Genomic DNA, 15,678 nt, shown 5'->3' on the forward strand with positions numbered 1-15,678 from the left:
CCCACCCAACCCCGGCGGTCACGGCGGTGTTCCCGCGGCGGCACCCGGCGGCGCGGCTAGTCTGGCCCGATGCAGAACGACGGCGTCCGCTCGACGTACGTGCTGGTCGACGGCGAGAACATCGACGCGACCCTCGGCTCCTCGATCCTCAACGGCCGGCCGACGCCGGAGCAGCGACCCCGCTGGGAGCGCGTGCTGGAGTTCGCGCACCGCACCTGGGGCCAGCAGCCGCGCGGCCTGTTCTTCCTCAACGCCACCAGCGGCACGCTGCCCATGTCGTTCGTGCAGGCGCTGCTCGCGATCGGGTACCAGCCGATCCCGCTGGCCGGCGAGGGCAAGGTCGTCGACATCGGCATCAAGCGCACGCTGGAGGCGCTGGCCGACCGGCAGGGCGACGTCCTGCTCGCCTCGCACGACGGCGACTTCGCCCCCGAGATCGAGGCGCTGCTCGGCGGCGACCGCCGCGTCGGGCTGCTCGCGTTCCGCGAGTTCACCAGCACCGCGCTGAGCCACCTCGCCGACCGCGGGCTGCAGGCGTTCGACCTGGAGACCGACGTCAAGGCCTTCAACGTCACCCTGCCGCGGCTGCGGATCATCCCGCTCGACGAGTTCGACCCGCTGCGCTACCTCTGACGCCTCCGGGCGGGCAGAGTGGGGCCATGGCGACCGCGGAGACCGACCCCGTCCCGCCCGGCGAGCGGGTGCTCGTGCTGCTGCGCGCCGTGAACGTCGGCGGCACGTCCGCGCTGCCCATGGCCGACCTGCGCGCCGCGGCGGCCGACCTCGGGCACGGCGACGTGGCGACGCACCTGACCACCGGCAACCTGCTGCTGGTGCCCGCCACGGGCTCCCCCGGCGACGCCGAGGGGCTGGCCGCGGCCCTGACGAGCGGCCTGCGCGAGCGGCTCGGGCGCCCGCTCGCGCTCACCGTCCGGACCCGGGCGCAGGTCGACGACCTGGTGGCGGCCAACCCGTACCCCGGGCCGGCCGCCAGCGACCCGTCCCACCTCGTCGTGGTGTTCCTCGACGGCCCGGCGCGCGCCGACGGCCGGATGGACCTGTCCTCCTACGGCCGCGAGCGCGGGACCTGGCGTGGCAGCGCGGGGTACGTGCACTACCCGGACGGCATCGGCCGGTCGAAGGTCACCGCCGGGGTGCTCGACCGGATGTCGGGGCGGACGGGGACCGCCCGGAACTGGCGCACGGTGCTGGCGCTGCAGGAGAAGCTCGCCGCCTGAGACCGCGGCGCCCGCGCGGCCTCGCTACCGTGGGCCGCATGACGACCCTGTTCACCCGCATCATCGACGGCGAGATCCCCGGCCGGTTCGTCTGGGCCGACGACCGCGCGGTGGCGTTCGGCACGATCGCCCCGATCACCGACGGCCACGTGCTCGTGGTGCCTCGCGCCGAGGTGGCGTCGTTCACCGAGGCCGACGACGACCTGCTCGCGCACCTGACGGTCGTCGCGAAGGCGATCGGCCGGGCGCAGCAGGCCGCGTGGGACGCGCCGCGCGCCGCGCTGCTGGTGGCCGGGTTCGAGGTGCCGCACCTGCACCTGCACGTGCTGCCGGCGTGGGGCGAGGGCGAGCTGAGCTTCGCGAACGCCCGCCACGACGTCCCGGCCGACCAGCTGGACGCGGCGGCCGAGCGCCTCCGCGACGCCCTGCGGTCCGCGGGCGAGGCCGCGCACGTCCCGGCGAGCCTGGGCTCCCCGGCCCTCTGACCCCGGCCGCCTCGAGTGGAGCGTTCTGCCCGACACGCGCCGGCGTGTCGGGCAGAACGCTCCACCCGTTTCCACCCCGGGGGGTGGTGAGGGGGCCGGGAACGGAGGCGTCAGGCGACCGGGTCGTCCGCGCCGTAGGGGGCCAGGCGCAGCGTGCGCGCGTCGGCCGCCACGATCCGGTCCGCCAGCGCGGCCAGGCTCTCCGGGGTGTCCGTGCCCGCGCGCACGAACCGGCCGTGCAGCGTGTCCAGCCGCCCTGAGCCGAATGCGTCCACCAGCTCCACCGTCGCCTCGACCGGCGTCCACTCGGTGCGGTCGTCGTGCAGCGGCATCGCCTGGGTCATGTCGGTGACGACGACGCCCGGCGCGACGTCGAGCACCGTGACGCCCCGGTCGGCGTACTGCGCGTCGAGCATCGTGGTGAGCCGCGCGAGCGCGCCCTTGCTGATGCCGTAGCCCGTGTACACGCCCGACGGCCGGTGCCCCGAGCCGGAGTTGATGTTCACCACGTGCCCGGAGCCGCGCGCCAGCATGCCCGGCAGCACCGCGTGCGCCAGCAGCAGGGGGCCGCGCACGTTCGTCTCGATCACGCGCCACACGTCCTCGACGTCGTCGGCGACCAGGTCGACCTCGGCCCGCTCGATGACCCCGGCGTTGTTGACGAGCAGGCCCAGCCCGCCGAGGTCCGCGAACGCCTCCTCGACCCGCGCGACCGCCGCGGCGACGGCGTCGCGGTCCACCACGTCGACGGCCTCGACCACGACCCGGGCACCGGGGCGGGCGGCCCGGGCCTCCTCGGCGACGGCGTCGAGGTGCGCGCGGGTGCGGCCGGCGAGCGCGACGTCCCACCCGGCGCGGACCAGGCCGAGCGCGAGGCCGCGGCCGATGCCCCGGCCCGCGCCGGTGACGAGGGCGGTGCGGGGGGCGGGGGCGGCGGCGGGCGTGGCGGCGTCGGAGGTCGTCATGCCCCCATCGTCGCCCATCGGCGCCGCGCCGCCGTCCCGTCCCCGCCGCGCCGCCGCCCCGTCGCCGCCCGTCATCGGCCCGGTCCCGCCCGCCCTCTCCCGCCGGACGACCCCGGGTCGGCATACTGGCGCTGCCCACCGCGTTGTCCGACGTCGGGGCCGGATCCGGCCCCGGAGTCAGCCGCCCGTCACCGACCGCGAGGGGAGCCGCCCGTGGCCACGGACGCCGCCGAGCCCACCCGTGCCGTTCCCGGCCCGCCGCTGCGGGTCCGCCTGCCCTCCGTCAGCCCCTCGGTGCGCGACTTCCTCGCGACCGAGGCCGGCAGCGCCGTCTTCCTGCTCGGGGCGACCGTGCTCGCGCTCGTGTGGGCGAACTCGCCCCTCTCGGACGCGTACGACGCGCTGTGGTCGACGTCGGCCGGCTTCCACCTGGGCTCGTTCGGGATCGACCTGAGCCTGCACCACTGGGTGAACGACGCCGCGATGGCGGTGTTCTTCTGCGTGGTCGGCCTCGAGATCAACCGGGAGATCACCAGCGGCGAGCTGCGGGACCGCCGGACCGTCGCGGTGCCGGCGCTCGGCGCCCTGGGCGGCCTGGCGGTCCCGGCCGTCATCTACCTGCTGTTCAACGCGGGCACCGAGGCCGCGCACGGCTGGGGCGTCGTCATGTCGACCGACACTGCGTTCCTGGTCGGCATCCTCGCGCTGTTCGGCCCGGCCTGCCCGGACCGGCTGCGGCTGTTCCTGCTGACGCTGGCGATCGTCGACGACATCGGCGCGATCACGGTGATGGCGGTGTTCTACAACGACGGCGTCGACGTCGCGGCGCTCGCCGTCGCCGGGGTGCTGGTGCTGGGGCTGCTCGTCCTGCGGTGGCTCGGCGTCTGGCGGCTGACGCCGTACGCCCTCATCGGCGTCGCCCTGTGGTTCGCGGTGAACGCCTCGGGCGTGCACGCGACGCTCGCGGGCGTGCTGGTCGGCCTGCTGCTGCCGTCGCGGCCGATGTCCCGGGACCACGTCGAGCAGGTGCCGCGCTGGACCGACGGGCTGGTCGCCGAGCCGACCGCGGACACCGAGCACCTGGCCGAGCTCGCGGCGCGCGCGACGGTGCCCGCCGGCGAGCGGCTGCAGCGGCTGCTGCACCCGTGGTCGGCGTTCGTGATCGTGCCGGTGTTCGGCCTGGCCAACGCGGGCGTGCGGCTCGACCCGGAGGCGCTGCGCGCGGCGGCGACGTCGAGCGTGACGATCGGCGTGGCGGTGGCGCTGGTGGCCGGCAACACGATCGGCATCACCGGGGCCGCGACGCTCGCCATCCGCACCGGGCTCGGGCGGCTGCCCGGGCGGGTGCGGTGGGGCCACCTGCTCGGCGGCGCGGTGCTCGCCGGGATCGGGTTCACCATCTCGCTGTTCATCGCCGAGCTGGCGTTCGAGGGCGAGCTCGTCGAGCAGGCGAAGATCGGCATCCTCGCGGGCTCGCTCATCGCGGCGGTGCTGGGCACGGTGCTGCTGCGGGTCCTCGGCGACCGGCTGCCGCTGTGCTCACCGGGAGACGAGCTGCCCGCCGGGCTGCCGCCGCGACCCTGGGTCGCCGGGTCCTGATCCCCACCCCCTTCCTCGCGTCGGCCCCCGATCGATCGGGGTCGACGCGAGGAAGGGGTGGGGTTCCGCGGGCGCGCGGCGTCAGCGCGCCGGCACCGCCGCCGCGACCGCCGCGCGCAGCGCGGGCAGCTCGACCGGGCCCCGGTACCGCTCCCCCTGGACCAGCAGCGTCGGCGTCCCGCGCACCCCGAGCCCGAGACCGCCGACGTAGTCCGCCTCGACCAGGTCGGCGTACGGCTGGGCGCCCTCGCCCGCGACGGTCGCCGGGTCGAGGCCGAGGCGCGCGCCGACCGCGCGGAGGTCGGGCTCGGTCAGCCGGTCCTGCTGCGCGAACAGCAGCCGCTGCATCTCCCAGAACAGTCCCTGCTCCGCGGCGGCCTCGGCCGCGAGCGCCGCGATCAGCGCGTGCGGGTGCACCTGGAACAGCGGGAAGTGCCGCCAGACCAGCCGCACCCCGCCGTCGGACTCCTCGACCAGCTGCCGGAGCACCGGCTCGGCGTCCCGGCAGTACGGGCACTCGAGGTCGCCGTACTCGGTGATCGTGACGGGCGCGGCGAGGTCGCCGAGGACGAGCCGGGGGGCGTCGGACATGCCCCCAGCATGCCCGACGCCCGCCACCGACCTCGGCGGGCGCCTCAGCGCGGCCGCATCGGCGGGCTCGCCGTCCCCGCCCCGCGCGCGATCCCCGCGACCAGCTGCCGCATCGCCTGCACCCCGGTGTACCGCGGGTGGAACCCCAGCTGCCGCTCGGCGCGGGTCGTGTCGAGGACCGGCGCCGACGCGCCCATGTCGAACCACCCGGGCCCGACCGGGGCCAGCCGCGCGTGCCACGCGAGGGACAGCGCCGTGCGCACCGGGGCGTGCGGCACCTCCCGCCACCGGCCCCGCGACACGACGTCGGCCACGTCGGCGGCCCGGATGATCCCCGGCCCGGCCACGTTGTACGGCCCGCGCGCCTGCCGGACGACCGCCTCGCGGTACGCGTCGGCGAGGTCGTCGGCGTGCACCGCCTGCAGCCGGAACCCCGCGGGCCACGGCAGCACCGGCAGCCGGTTGTCGAGCAGCCCCGCCGGCACGAAGGGCCCGAGGAAGTACCGCGTGATCTCGTGCCCCGCGGCGTGCTGGAAGACCAGCGCCGGGCGCAGCCGCGCGATCGTCAGGGTCGGGTACCGCAGCTCGGCCTCGTCCAGCAGCCGCTCGACCGCGACCTTGTCGACGCTGTAGTCGGACGACCGGATCCCGCCGGTGTCCCACTCCTCGTCCCGGGGCTCGTCGGAGTACGACGGGCTGTACGCCCCGACCGACGAGGCGACGACCAGGTGCGGCACGCTCGCGTCGACCACCGCGCCGAGCACCCGGCGCATCCCGTCGACGTTGACCCGGCGGAGCTGGTCGCGGTCGTGGCTCGGCTGGATCAGCCACGCGAGGTTGACGACCGCGTCGGCGCCGGCGAACACCCGGCGCAGCCGCTCGACGACCGGGCCGTCCGGGCCGGGCGCGCCGATGTCGACGGCGTGCCAGTCGGTGGTGTCGTACGGCGGCGGGGGCGTCCGGCGCGGCGTGCGCCGGGCGACGCCGACCAGCGCCGTCACGGTCGGGTCGTCGCGCAGCCGGCGCAGCACGGCGGTGCCGACGTTGCCGCTGGCCCCGATGACGACGACCTTCACCGCACCTCCCCGGTCCCGGCCGGCTCGCCCGGCTCGCCGTCCTCCGCGAACGCCTGCTCGCGGGCGACCTGCCCGAGCCGGGTCAGCGTCGCGATCTGCTCGTCGGCCTGGTCCAGCAGGCGCTGCAGCTGCGCCGGGTCGAGCCCCAGGTCGTCGGCCCAGATGTGCAGCGTCTCCCACAGGCCGCGCTTGGCGATGACGGCGCCGCGCATCAGGTCCAGCTCCAGCACGGCGGTGAGCGGGGACTGGTCGGTCAGCCGGCCGTTGGGCTTCAGCCGACCCGCGCGCTCGACGACCGCGAGGCCGACGCGCTTGACCACCGACGGCCGCACGTCGAGCCGGTAGGAGGTGTCGCGCAGCCACTCGCGCTCGTCGGTGACCTCCTGCGCGATCCGCGCGAGCGCCGGACCCAGCGGGGTGTCCGCGTAGGCCTGGGCCATCCGGCCGAACCGCGCGCTGCCGCCCTCCGCCCCGGCGAGGTGGTCGCCGAGGTAGGAGTCGAGCAGCGTGCGGTCGAGCCGCCTCACGGGGTCCCGGCGCCGCCGCCGTCCGCGCCGTCGGTGCGCGGGTTCAGGTTGTCCGGGTCCGCGTCGGGGTCGGCGTCGCCCTCGTCGCCGCCGGAGGCCTGCGTCCCGGTGCGCGGGTTGAGCATCTCCGGGTCGGTGTCCGGGTCCTCGGCGGGGTCGTAGCCGTTCTGCGTGGTGTCGTCGGTGCTCATGGGCCCACGCTGGCACCAGGCCCCGGACCTCGCACCCCGAGAGCGTCTCGACCCCAGGGACGATCGTCCCTGGTGCCCGGTGCGTGGATCTGGTGCACCGAGCACCGCGTGCGCTGGTTACCATCGAGTCGTGCCCTCAACTGTCGAGCCGGTCGATGTCGTCCTGGTCGGTGGCGGGATCATGTCCGCCACGCTCGCCACCCTGCTCTCCGAGCTCGAGCCGTCCTGGCGGATCGAGATCGTCGAGCGGCTGGACGGGATCGCCCTGGAGAGCACGGACGCCTGGAACAACGCCGGCACCGGGCACGCCGCGCTCTGCGAGCTGAACTACACCCCCGAGCGCGCCGACGGCACCGTCGACATCGCCAAGGCGGTGACGATCAACGAGCAGTTCGCGCTGTCCTGCCAGCTGTGGGACCACCTGCGCGACGAGGGCCGGCTGCCCGACGACTCGTTCCGGTCCGCCGTCCCGCACCTGACGTTCGTCCGGGGCGCCGACGACGTGGACTACCTCCGCCGCCGGCACGCCGCGCTGACCGCGCACCCCCGGTTCGCGCACCTCGAGTACACCGAGGACCCCGCGACCATCGCGTCCTGGACCCCGCTGATCATGGCCGACCGCGACCCCGACGAGCCCGTGGCCGCGACCCGCGCCCTCGACGGCCTCGACGTCGACTTCGGCACCCTCGCCCGGCGCATGGTCGACGACCTGGTCGCCCGCGGCGCCCGGGTCCGGCTGCAGCACGAGGTCCGGCGGATCAGCCGGCGCCGCGGCGGCGGCTGGCGGCTGCACCTGGTCGACCGGGCGTGGAACGCCAGCCCGAAGCGGTCGACGCTCGACGCGCGGTTCGTGTTCATCGGCGCCGGCGGCGGCGCGCTGCGCCTGCTCCAGGACGCCGGCATCCCGGAGATCAGGGGCTACGGCGGCTTCCCGATCAGCGGCCAGTTCCTCCGCACCACCGACCCGGCGCTCGTCGAGCGGCACCGCGGCAAGGTCTACGGCAAGGCCGCCGTCGGCTCCCCGCCCATGTCGGTCCCGCACCTCGACACGCGCGTGGTGCAGGGCGACCCCGCGCTGCTGTTCGGCCCGTACGCCGGCTGGAGCATGAAGTTCCTCAAGGCCGGCTCGTGGACCGACCTGGTCCGCACCGTCCGGCCCGGCAACCTGATCCCGCTGGTCGCGGTCGGCCTGCACAACCTCGACCTGCTGAAGTACCTCATCAGCGAGGTGCTGGCCACCCGCGACGCCCGGATGCGCACGCTGCGCGGGTTCATGCCGACGGCGCGCGAGCGCGACTGGGAGCTCATCACCGCCGGCCAGCGCGTGCAGGTGATCAAGCGCGGCAAGGGCGGCGGCGTGCTGGAGTTCGGCACCGAGCTGATCACCGCCGCCGACGGGTCGATCGCGGGCCTGCTCGGCGCCTCGCCCGGAGCGTCCACCGCGGCGTCCGCGATGATCGACCTGCTGCGCCGGTGCTTCCCCGAGCGGTACGCCGGTTGGCGGCCGCGGCTCGAGGAGATGATGCCGCAGCTGGCCGAGGGCTCGACGGCGGCCGCTCCGGGTGCCGGCGAGGCCCCGGACGCCGACCCGGACCTGGAGACCGAGGACCCGGCGCGCCCGGACGGCTCGAACCCGGGCGTCGGCCACGAGCCGGGCCCGGAGCCGCGGGATGCCTCCCCGCGGGCCGCGGGCCGCCGCCCGGCGCGCCCGACCCTCCCCCGCCGCCGGGACACCCCGGTCGCCTGACCCCGCGCGAGCTCGGGCGCCCCGCCCGGCCCGGAGCCCTCCCCCGAGTTCGGTGGTCCCGGCCGAGTTCGGTGGCCCCAGGCACCGAACGCGGCGACAGGCACCGAACGCGCCCCGCGCGCTCCCGCCGGCGCGGGGTGGGTCGGCGCGGGGCGGGTCGACGGCCGAGCGCGCGGCCGGGTCGCCGGATCCCCGGCGGCGGAGGAGCGTGGGGGCCATGAGAGCCGTCGTCCTGAACTGCACGCTGAAGCCGTCGCCGCAGCCGTCGAACACCGAGCAGCTCGCGCGCGTCGTCGTCGAGGCCCTGGAGGGCCACGGCGTCGAGGTCAGCACCATCCGGCTGGCCGATCACGACATCCCGCCCGGGGTCGAGTCCGACCTGGGCGGCACCGACGAGTGGCCGGCGGTGCGTCGCGTAGTGCTCGACGCCGAGATCCTGGTCGTCGCCACGCCGACCTGGGTCGGCCACCCGTCGTCGATCGCCCAGAGGATGCTGGAGCGGATGGACGCGATGATCTCCGAGACGGACGGCGCCGGCCGCCCGGTGGCCTACAACCGGGTCGCGGGGGTTGTCGTCACCGGCAACGAGGACGGCGCGCACCACGTCATCTCCGAGATCGCCGGCGGGCTGGTGGACATCGGCTTCACCGTCGCACCGCAGGGCTGGACCTACTGGAACCGCGGGCCGGGCCCGGGGCCGGACTACTCCGGCACCGACGAGGGCCACGAGTGGAGCCGCTCGACGGGGCGCGCGATGGCGCAGAACCTGGTGGGCGTGGCCCGCGCGCTGGCCGCGACCCCGCTCGGCCCGCCCGCGTCCTGACGCGGCGGCGTCCGTCACGGCCGTGCACCGGCCGCCTCATCGGCGGCCCCGCCGGCCTTTGTCACCCCCGCGCATCCGCGCGCGCAACCGCAACGGCCCCCGGGAGCGCTGCTCCCGGGGGCCGATCGGGTGCGGCGGTCCCGGCCGAGCCGCCCCCTGCGGGCTCGGACGGTGCCGCCGCGCGCCGGCCGGTGCCCTCCACACCCGCCGTGCGCGTCACCCGTGTAGTCCGCAGGGAACGACGATCCGTCACGTCGCCGTCGTGTGACCTCGATCACATCGTGTCACAGCCGGTCACAGTCCCATGTCGAGGACCACCCGCCCGTCGATCGTGCCGGTCTCCATCCGCGTGAACACGTCGTTCACCGCGTCGAGCGGCCGCAGCTCGTACTTGGTGCGCACCAGCCCGCGCGCGTAGAAGTCGACCGCCTCCTGCATGTCGAGCCGGGTGCCCACGATCGACCCGCGCACGGTCAGCCCGCGCAGCACGGTGTCGAAGATCGACAGCGGGAAGGTGCCCGGCGGCAGCCCGACCAGCGACACCGTCCCGCCGCGGCGCAGCATCGACAGCGCCTGCGGGAACGTCGACTCGCTGACCGCCGTGACCAGCGCCGCGTGCGCGCCGCCGACGAGGTCGTGCACCGCCTCGCCCGGGTCGCCGTCGCGGTGGTTGACCACCAGCTCGGCGCCGTACTCCAGCGCGGACGCGCGCTTGGCCTCCGAGCCCGTCACGGCGATCACCCGGTAGCCCATCGCGGCGGCGTACTGGATCGCCATGTGCCCGAGCCCGCCGATCCCGGAGACCACCACCCAGTCGCCCGGCTTCGCGTCGGCGACCTTGAGGCCCTTGTAGACCGTGACGCCCGCGCACAGCACGGCCGTGACGCCGGCCGCGTCGACCCCCTCGGGGATCCGCGGCGCGTACCGCGCGTCGACCAGCATGTACTCGGCGAACGAGCCGTCGACCGAGTACCCGGAGTTCTGCTGCCCGGTGCACAGCGTCTCCCAGCCGCGCAGGCAGTCCCGGCACGTCCCGCAGGCCGTCGCCAGCCAGGCGTTGCCCAGCCGGTCTCCCTCCCGGACGCCGCGCACCTCGGAGCCGACCGCGACCACGCGACCCGCCCCCTCGTGCCCGGGCACGAACGGCGGCGACGGCTTCACGGGCCAGTCGCCGCGCGCGGCGTGCAGGTCGGTGTGGCACACGCCGGAGTAGTCGACCCGGACCAGCGCCTCGTGCGGCCCCGGTACCGGGACCGGGCGCTCCTCGACGACCAGCGGGGCGCCGAGCTCGCGGACGACCGCGGCCTTCATCATCTCGGGCACAGCAGCTCTCCTCACGCCACGCGTCCACCACCTTGTGAACGCTGTCACGAGAACGTATCGCCGCGGCCCGGTGCTCCGGCAGGGACCGAGGGCCCACCGCCGGGACCGACCGCGTCCGGATGCGACCCGGGAGGCGTCCTGCGACGGTGGAGGCATGACCAGCAGACTCGTGCTCGTCCGCCACGGGGAGAGCGAGGGCAACGTCGCCGCGACCCGCGCGGAGCGCGCCGGCGCCGAGACGGTCGGCGTGCCCTGGCGCGACGCCGACACCCCGCTGTCCGGCACCGGGGAGGAGCAGGCCCGTGCGCTCGGGGCCCACCTCGCCACGCTGCCGCCCGAGGAGGCCCCCGAGGTCCTCTGGGTGTCGCCGTACGTCCGGGCCCGACGGACCGCCGAGCTGGCGCTCGAGAAGGCCGGCCTGCCGCTGCGCAAGGTCGTCGACGAGCGGCTGCGGGACCGGGAGCTCGGCATCCTCGACGGCCTCACCAGCCACGGCGTCGACGCGCGGTTCCCCGACGAGGCCGCCCGCCGCGACCGGCTCGGGAAGATGTACTTCCGGCCGCCCGGCGGCGAGTCCTGGGCCGACGTCGCGCTGCGGCTCCGCTCGGCCGTCGCGGACATCGAGCGGCGCGAGGCGGGCCGGCGCGTGCTGGTCGTCTGCCACGACGCCGTCATCTGGCTGCTGCGCTACGTCTGCGAGGGGCTGACGGAGGACGAGCTGATGGCGCAGGTCGCCGAGCACAGCGTGCGGAACGCGTCCGTGACGGTCCTGGTCGGCGGCCCGGACGGGTGGCGCGCCGAGGTCGTCGACGACGTCGCGCACCTCGGCGGCGCGGAGGTCACCGAGCACCCGGGGCAGGGCGATGAGTGACGCGCCCGCCCTCACCCCAGCGCTGCTGCGCGGCTGGCCGCTGCCGGCCCGGGACGGCACCAAGGACGTCCGCGGCGGCGTGCTCGTCGTCGGCGGTGCCCGCCGCACCCCGGGGGCCGCTGCGCTCGCCGGCGTGACGGCGCTCCGGATCGGCGCCGGGCGGCTGACGCTCGCGGTGGCCGAGTCCGTCGCGGCGTCGCTCGCCGTGGCCACGCCCGAGGCCGGCGTGCTGGCCCTGCCGGAGGACGCCGACGGCTCCCCCACCGGCGCGACGCCGCCGCACCTGGCCGCGGAGCTCGAGCGTGCCGACGCCGTCGTCGTGGGACCGGGCCTGGACGAGCCCGAGGGCGCCGCGGCGCTCGTACGGTCGGTGCTCGGCGCCCTCGCCGGCCGGGACGCGGCGGTGCTGCTCGACGCCTTCGCGCTCGGCGTGCTGCCGGGGCTGCGGGACGAGGTCGCGCTGCCGGAGGGCCGCACGGTGCTCACCCCGAACACGACCGAGGCGGCGCGGCTGCTGGGGGTCGACGAGGTCGACCCGGACGACGCGGCGGTCCGGGTGGCCGAGCGGTGGGGCGCGGTCGTGAGCTGCGCCGGGACGATCGCGCACCCGGACGGGCGACGGTGGGCGTCGGCGACCGGCTACCCCGGGCTCGGGACGTCAGGCAGCGGCGACGTGCTGGCGGGAGCCGTCGCGGGTCTCCTCGCCGGCGGCGCTCCTCCCGAGCAGGCCGCCTGCTGGGGCACCGCCGTCCACGGGTCCGCCGGCGACCGCCTGGCCGCCCGCGTCGGACCGCTGGGCTACCTGGCGCGCGAGCTGGCGGACGAGGTCCCGGCCGTCCTCGTCGAGCTGCAGGCCTGACGGCGCGGCGTCCGGCGCGGCACCGTCGCCCGCCCGGCCCCCGCCCGGCTCGGCGACGAGGTCCGCGCCGACGACGTACCGGAACTGGGTCACGGTGGGCTCGTCGATGCCGGCCGGCTCGGAGCGCAGCGTGACCTCCTCGTGCCCGGACATCCGCCCGGTGCCCGCGTCGACGAGGAGCACCTGCACCGCCTCGACGCCGGTCGGCGGACCGCCGGGGACGCCGAGCGCCACGGCGCGCCGCCCGGTCCGGTCGGTCACCTCGCCCGCGAGCGTCACGCCCGGCTCGTCGGCGAGGACCGTCCAGAGCGTCGACTCGAACGTCGAGGGCAGGACGTACCCGTCGGACACGATCGCGGCGGCCTGGTAGAGGCACCACGCCGCGTAGGTCGTGTCGGGGCCGCAGCCGATCGCCGCGCCGCCGGCCGCATCGAGGAGCTCGGCGCGCAGCGTGGCCGGGTCCTCGGACATCGCGGCGAAGAGCCCGGGGTCGAACGTCCCCGCCGGGATCCGGTCCACCGCCGCGTCCGCCGGCGTGGTGTCGACCGCGGCGAGCAGCCCGTCCTCGCCGAGGTGCTGACCGCGCCACTCCAGCGCGACGAGCGACCCGTCGGGGCTCAACCAGGTCTCCCGGACCACCGGGTCGACCGTCGACGTCGGGGTGCCGTCCCCGCCGACGACCGTGCTGAGGTACCAGGCCTGCGCCAGCACGTGCTGCACGTCGCCGGCCGGCTCGGGGTCGGGGTGCGCGGCCGCGGCGTCCGCGAGCTCGAGCAGCGTGTCGTGCGCCGGCTCGCCCCCGCCGGCCGCCAGCTCCTCCGGGGTGACGGGGTAGGCGAGCATCGGCGGGGACCCGCTCGCGACCGCGGTCGGCGGGTCGTGCAGCGGGAGCAGGGCGAGCACGGTGCCCCCGATCGCGGCCGCGGCGACGCCCGCGGCGGCGGCGACCCACCGGCGGGCGCGACGCGGGGCTCGGTCGGCGCGGCGGAAGGCGCGCAGGGGGACGACCGGGGCCGCGGGGCCGTCGGGCGTGCCGGCGCCGTGCGTCGGGTCGGCGCCGACCCGGGACGCGTCGCCGGGCGCGCCGACCGGTGCGGACGGGTCCGTCGCCAGGATCCCGGCCAGCAGCTCCTCGTCGCCCGGGTGGGCGGCCGGCGCCGGGGCACCGACGCCGTGCGCGGCCAGCAGGGCGCGCAGGGCGTCCGCCTCGGCGAGGGCGCCGTGGAGCTCGGCGTCGCGGTCGTCGTCGGTCATCGGTCCCTCCCCCCGGGTCCTGAGGTGTGCGTCGCGCCGTCGTGCGTCGTGCCGTCCGTCGTGCCGTCGTGCGTCGTGCCGTCGAGCACCGCGGCCAGCCGGGCGCGGGCCCGGGACAGCCGCGAGGTGAGCGCGGTGAGCGAGCAGCCGAGCACCTCGGCCGCCTCGCTCGGCGTGAGCCCGGCCCACACGGTCAGCGACATCGCCTCGCTCTCGGCCGGCGGCAGCTGGGCGAGCAGCCACCGGGCCAGGTCGTCGCCGGCGAGCCGGTCCGACGGGTCCGCGACCGGCGCCCGGGTGGGCTCGGCCGCCGCGACGCCGACGACGGTGCGCAGCTGGCGGCTGCGCTGCTCGTGGACGTGCTTGACCTTGTTGCGGGCGACGCCGAACACCCAGGGCCGGAGCTCGTGGGCGGGCACGGGCGCGTCCGCCCACCGGCGCCAGAGCACCAGGAAGGTCTCCGCGACCACGTCCTCGGCGAGGTCGTCCGGGACCTGGCGACGGGCGTACCCGCGGACCTGCGGCGCGAGCAGGCGGTAGGCAGCGGCGAACGCCGCGGCGTCGCCGTCCTCCACGGGGGCGCGCTGCGCGCCCTCGTCGCCCCCTGCCCCCACGCCGTCCTCAGGTCGCTCGTCAGCATGTCGTCGCACTCATCGTACGGACCGAGAGGCTGCCCACGGACGTCGCCGCCGTCTGCACCCCGGCGTTCCAGCAGGTGACGCTTCCGGTGCCGCCCGACCCGGAGTAGGTGCGCACGTCCACGGCCATCCGGTTCCAGACGGAGCCGGCGCTCGCGATCGACGTGGCCTGAAGCCCCGACGCCCCGGTGGACCAGAACGTGCCCGAGTACCCCGTGCCGCTCCAGAGGCAGAACCGCCCGGTCCCGCACTGGCTGGCGCTGTACCCGGTCACCTCCACGGGCCCCGGGTCGTCGTCGGCCGCGCTCGCGGGCGCGGCCAGCGCGGACACGCCGAGCGCCACGACGCCGACGAGGGCGGCGCGGAGGCGACGGACGGTGGCGGGCTGCACATGGGGTGTCATCCCGCCATGCTCCGAGCCCGTCACGCCCGCCGCCTGTGAGATGCGTCACACGTCGGCCGCGCATGGCAGAGTCGGGCCCCGTGACCGACCGCTACGCACCCGACGACCACCTGGGCCACCGCTCGCTGCTAGTCGCCGCCGCCTACGTGCTCCTGCTCCGCGGGGACGAGGTGCTGCTGCAGCTCCGCCACGGCACCGGCTACATGGACGGCCGGTGGGCGACGCTCGCCGGGCACGTCGACCCGGGCGAGTCCGCCCATGAGGCGGCGGTGCGCGAGGCGGCGGAGGAGGCCGGCGTGCGGATCGACCCGGCGGACCTCGAGCCCGTGACGTCGCTGCACCGGTTCGAGCGGGGCGGGCCGCAGGTCGAGCAGCGCTGCGACTGGTTCTTCGTCGCGCGGCGCTGGTCCGGGGACCCGAGGGTCGCCGAGCCCGACAAGGCCGTCGAGATGCGCTGGTTCCCCCTCGGCGCGCTCCCCGAGCTCGTCGTGCCGCACGAGCGGCTGGTCCTCGACGGCGTCCGCGACGGCGGCCTGCCGGCGGTCGTGTCGCTGCCGTCCTGACGCCCTGAGCGCCCGACCTACGCGTTCCGGCGCCGCCCCCGTCGATCGTCGTGGGCGGCACCGGAAGGCGTAGGACGCACCGCGGCACCTGCCGCCACCCGCCACGGCGCCGCCCCCGGCGTCAGGGCAGCCGCAGCTCCGCCCGCAGGCCGGGCGCGCCGTCGGGCCGGTCGGCCAGCACCACGTCGCCCCCGTGCTCGCGCGCGACCTCCCGGGCGATCGCCAGCCCGAGCCCGCTCCCGCCCCCGGGCCGCGCCCGCGCCCGCGCCGAGTCCAGGCGCACGAACCGCGCGAACGCCCGCTCGCGGTCGGGTGCGGCGACCCCCGGGCCGTCGTCGACGACCGCCACCAGCCCGTCGGCGACCTCGACGCGCACCGACCCCGCGGCGTGCCCGATCGCGTTGTCGACGAGGTTCCGGACCACCCGGCCCAGCGCCGCCGCGTCCCCGCGCGCCCGCCCGGCGCCGACCACCTCGAGCGCCACGGGCCGCGCCGGCGCGCCGGCCGCCGCGGGCGCACCGAGCG

The 15,678-nt window shown here is 76.8% G+C and carries 18 protein-coding genes; 9 read left to right on the forward strand and 9 right to left on the reverse strand.

Going from position 1 to position 15,678, the window contains the following annotated elements:
• Positions 1-69: 69 nt before the first annotated feature.
• From KVT14_RS16450 to KVT14_RS16460, 3 genes are read left to right on the forward strand one after another with little or no spacing between them, the layout of a single operon-like run.
• On the forward strand, positions 70-633 hold the full coding sequence (locus KVT14_RS16450; RefSeq protein WP_166940816.1) for an NYN domain-containing protein: 564 nt from the start codon (positions 70-72) through the stop codon (positions 631-633).
• Between the two features lie 26 nt (positions 634-659).
• A complete protein-coding gene (locus KVT14_RS16455; protein WP_217616651.1) occupies positions 660-1,238 on the forward strand; it encodes a DUF1697 domain-containing protein in 579 nt (192 codons plus the stop codon).
• Positions 1,239-1,276: 38 nt separating this feature from the next.
• Positions 1,277-1,723: an HIT family protein gene (locus tag KVT14_RS16460; RefSeq protein ID WP_217616652.1), complete on the forward strand. Its 447-nt coding sequence runs from the start codon at positions 1,277-1,279 to the stop codon at positions 1,721-1,723.
• 110 nt (positions 1,724-1,833) lie between these two features.
• Here the strand turns inward: KVT14_RS16460 and KVT14_RS16465 are convergent, their stop codons facing one another.
• Positions 1,834-2,688: an SDR family oxidoreductase gene (locus tag KVT14_RS16465; RefSeq protein WP_217616653.1), complete on the reverse strand. Its 855-nt coding sequence runs from the start codon at positions 2,686-2,688 to the stop codon at positions 1,834-1,836.
• A 213-nt stretch (positions 2,689-2,901) separates the two neighbouring features.
• Here KVT14_RS16465 and nhaA point away from each other — a divergent pair, with 213 nt between their 5' ends.
• The gene (gene nhaA / locus KVT14_RS16470) at positions 2,902-4,287 is read left to right on the forward strand and encodes a Na+/H+ antiporter NhaA (protein WP_217616654.1); all 1,386 of its coding nucleotides are present in this window, start codon (positions 2,902-2,904) and stop codon (positions 4,285-4,287) included.
• 81 nt (positions 4,288-4,368) lie between these two features.
• On the opposite strand, the gene KVT14_RS16475 is transcribed toward nhaA, so the two are convergent.
• Genes KVT14_RS16475 through KVT14_RS16490 form a run of 4 tightly spaced genes read right to left on the reverse strand, consistent with a single transcriptional unit; the run spans position 4,369 to position 6,672 of the window.
• The gene (locus tag KVT14_RS16475; RefSeq protein WP_217616655.1) at positions 4,369-4,878 is read right to left on the reverse strand and encodes a DsbA family protein; all 510 of its coding nucleotides are present in this window, start codon (positions 4,876-4,878) and stop codon (positions 4,369-4,371) included.
• Between the two features lie 44 nt (positions 4,879-4,922).
• Positions 4,923-5,954 (reverse strand): NAD-dependent epimerase/dehydratase family protein, encoded by a 1,032-nt coding sequence (locus KVT14_RS16480; RefSeq protein ID WP_217616656.1) that lies wholly within the window; start codon positions 5,952-5,954, stop codon positions 4,923-4,925.
• The gene (locus KVT14_RS23505; protein WP_217616657.1) at positions 5,951-6,481 is read right to left on the reverse strand and encodes a hypothetical protein; all 531 of its coding nucleotides are present in this window, start codon (positions 6,479-6,481) and stop codon (positions 5,951-5,953) included. Before KVT14_RS23505 ends, KVT14_RS16480 begins: the two co-directional genes overlap by 4 nt.
• Positions 6,478-6,672 (reverse strand): hypothetical protein, encoded by a 195-nt coding sequence (locus KVT14_RS16490; RefSeq protein ID WP_217616658.1) that lies wholly within the window; start codon positions 6,670-6,672, stop codon positions 6,478-6,480. Before KVT14_RS16490 ends, KVT14_RS23505 begins: the two co-directional genes overlap by 4 nt.
• Before the next feature lie 130 nt (positions 6,673-6,802).
• Between KVT14_RS16490 and mqo the strand changes: the two genes are divergently transcribed.
• Both mqo and KVT14_RS16500 read left to right on the forward strand, forming a co-directional pair.
• Positions 6,803-8,419: a malate dehydrogenase (quinone) gene (gene mqo / locus KVT14_RS16495; protein ID WP_308161127.1), complete on the forward strand. Its 1,617-nt coding sequence runs from the start codon at positions 6,803-6,805 to the stop codon at positions 8,417-8,419.
• A gap of 217 nt (positions 8,420-8,636) precedes the next feature.
• Entirely contained in the window at positions 8,637-9,242 is a 606-nt protein-coding gene (locus KVT14_RS16500) for a flavodoxin family protein (protein ID WP_217616659.1), read from the forward strand.
• Between the two features lie 294 nt (positions 9,243-9,536).
• On the opposite strand, the gene adhP is transcribed toward KVT14_RS16500, so the two are convergent.
• Complete coding sequence (adhP, locus tag KVT14_RS16505) at positions 9,537-10,556, reverse strand: alcohol dehydrogenase AdhP (protein ID WP_254631092.1); 1,020 nt, start codon at positions 10,554-10,556, stop codon at positions 9,537-9,539.
• 163 nt (positions 10,557-10,719) lie between these two features.
• Between adhP and KVT14_RS16510 the strand changes: the two genes are divergently transcribed.
• The gene (locus KVT14_RS16510; RefSeq protein WP_217616660.1) at positions 10,720-11,436 is read left to right on the forward strand and encodes a histidine phosphatase family protein; all 717 of its coding nucleotides are present in this window, start codon (positions 10,720-10,722) and stop codon (positions 11,434-11,436) included.
• Complete coding sequence (locus KVT14_RS16515; protein ID WP_217616661.1) at positions 11,429-12,295, forward strand: NAD(P)H-hydrate dehydratase; 867 nt, start codon at positions 11,429-11,431, stop codon at positions 12,293-12,295. Before KVT14_RS16510 ends, KVT14_RS16515 begins: the two co-directional genes overlap by 8 nt.
• A gap of 1,250 nt (positions 12,296-13,545) precedes the next feature.
• Here the strand turns inward: KVT14_RS16515 and KVT14_RS16520 are convergent.
• Positions 13,546-14,163: an RNA polymerase sigma factor gene (locus KVT14_RS16520; RefSeq protein WP_217616662.1), complete on the reverse strand. Its 618-nt coding sequence runs from the start codon at positions 14,161-14,163 to the stop codon at positions 13,546-13,548.
• A gap of 19 nt (positions 14,164-14,182) precedes the next feature.
• Positions 14,183-14,590, reverse strand: a complete 408-nt coding sequence (locus KVT14_RS16525) for a peptidase inhibitor family I36 protein (RefSeq protein WP_217616663.1) — start codon at positions 14,588-14,590, stop codon at positions 14,183-14,185.
• Positions 14,591-14,670: 80 nt separating this feature from the next.
• On the opposite strand from KVT14_RS16525, the gene KVT14_RS16530 reads away from it, so the two are divergent.
• Positions 14,671-15,153: an NUDIX domain-containing protein gene (locus KVT14_RS16530; protein WP_308161128.1), complete on the forward strand. Its 483-nt coding sequence runs from the start codon at positions 14,671-14,673 to the stop codon at positions 15,151-15,153.
• A gap of 121 nt (positions 15,154-15,274) precedes the next feature.
• On the opposite strand, the gene KVT14_RS16535 is transcribed toward KVT14_RS16530, so the two are convergent.
• A partial coding sequence (locus tag KVT14_RS16535) for a sensor histidine kinase KdpD (RefSeq protein WP_217616665.1) occupies positions 15,275-15,678 on the reverse strand: 404 nt, incomplete at its 5' end.

This window comes from Cellulomonas sp. GbtcB1 (genome assembly GCF_019091725.1).
GTDB lineage: Bacteria > Actinomycetota > Actinomycetes > Actinomycetales > Cellulomonadaceae > Cellulomonas.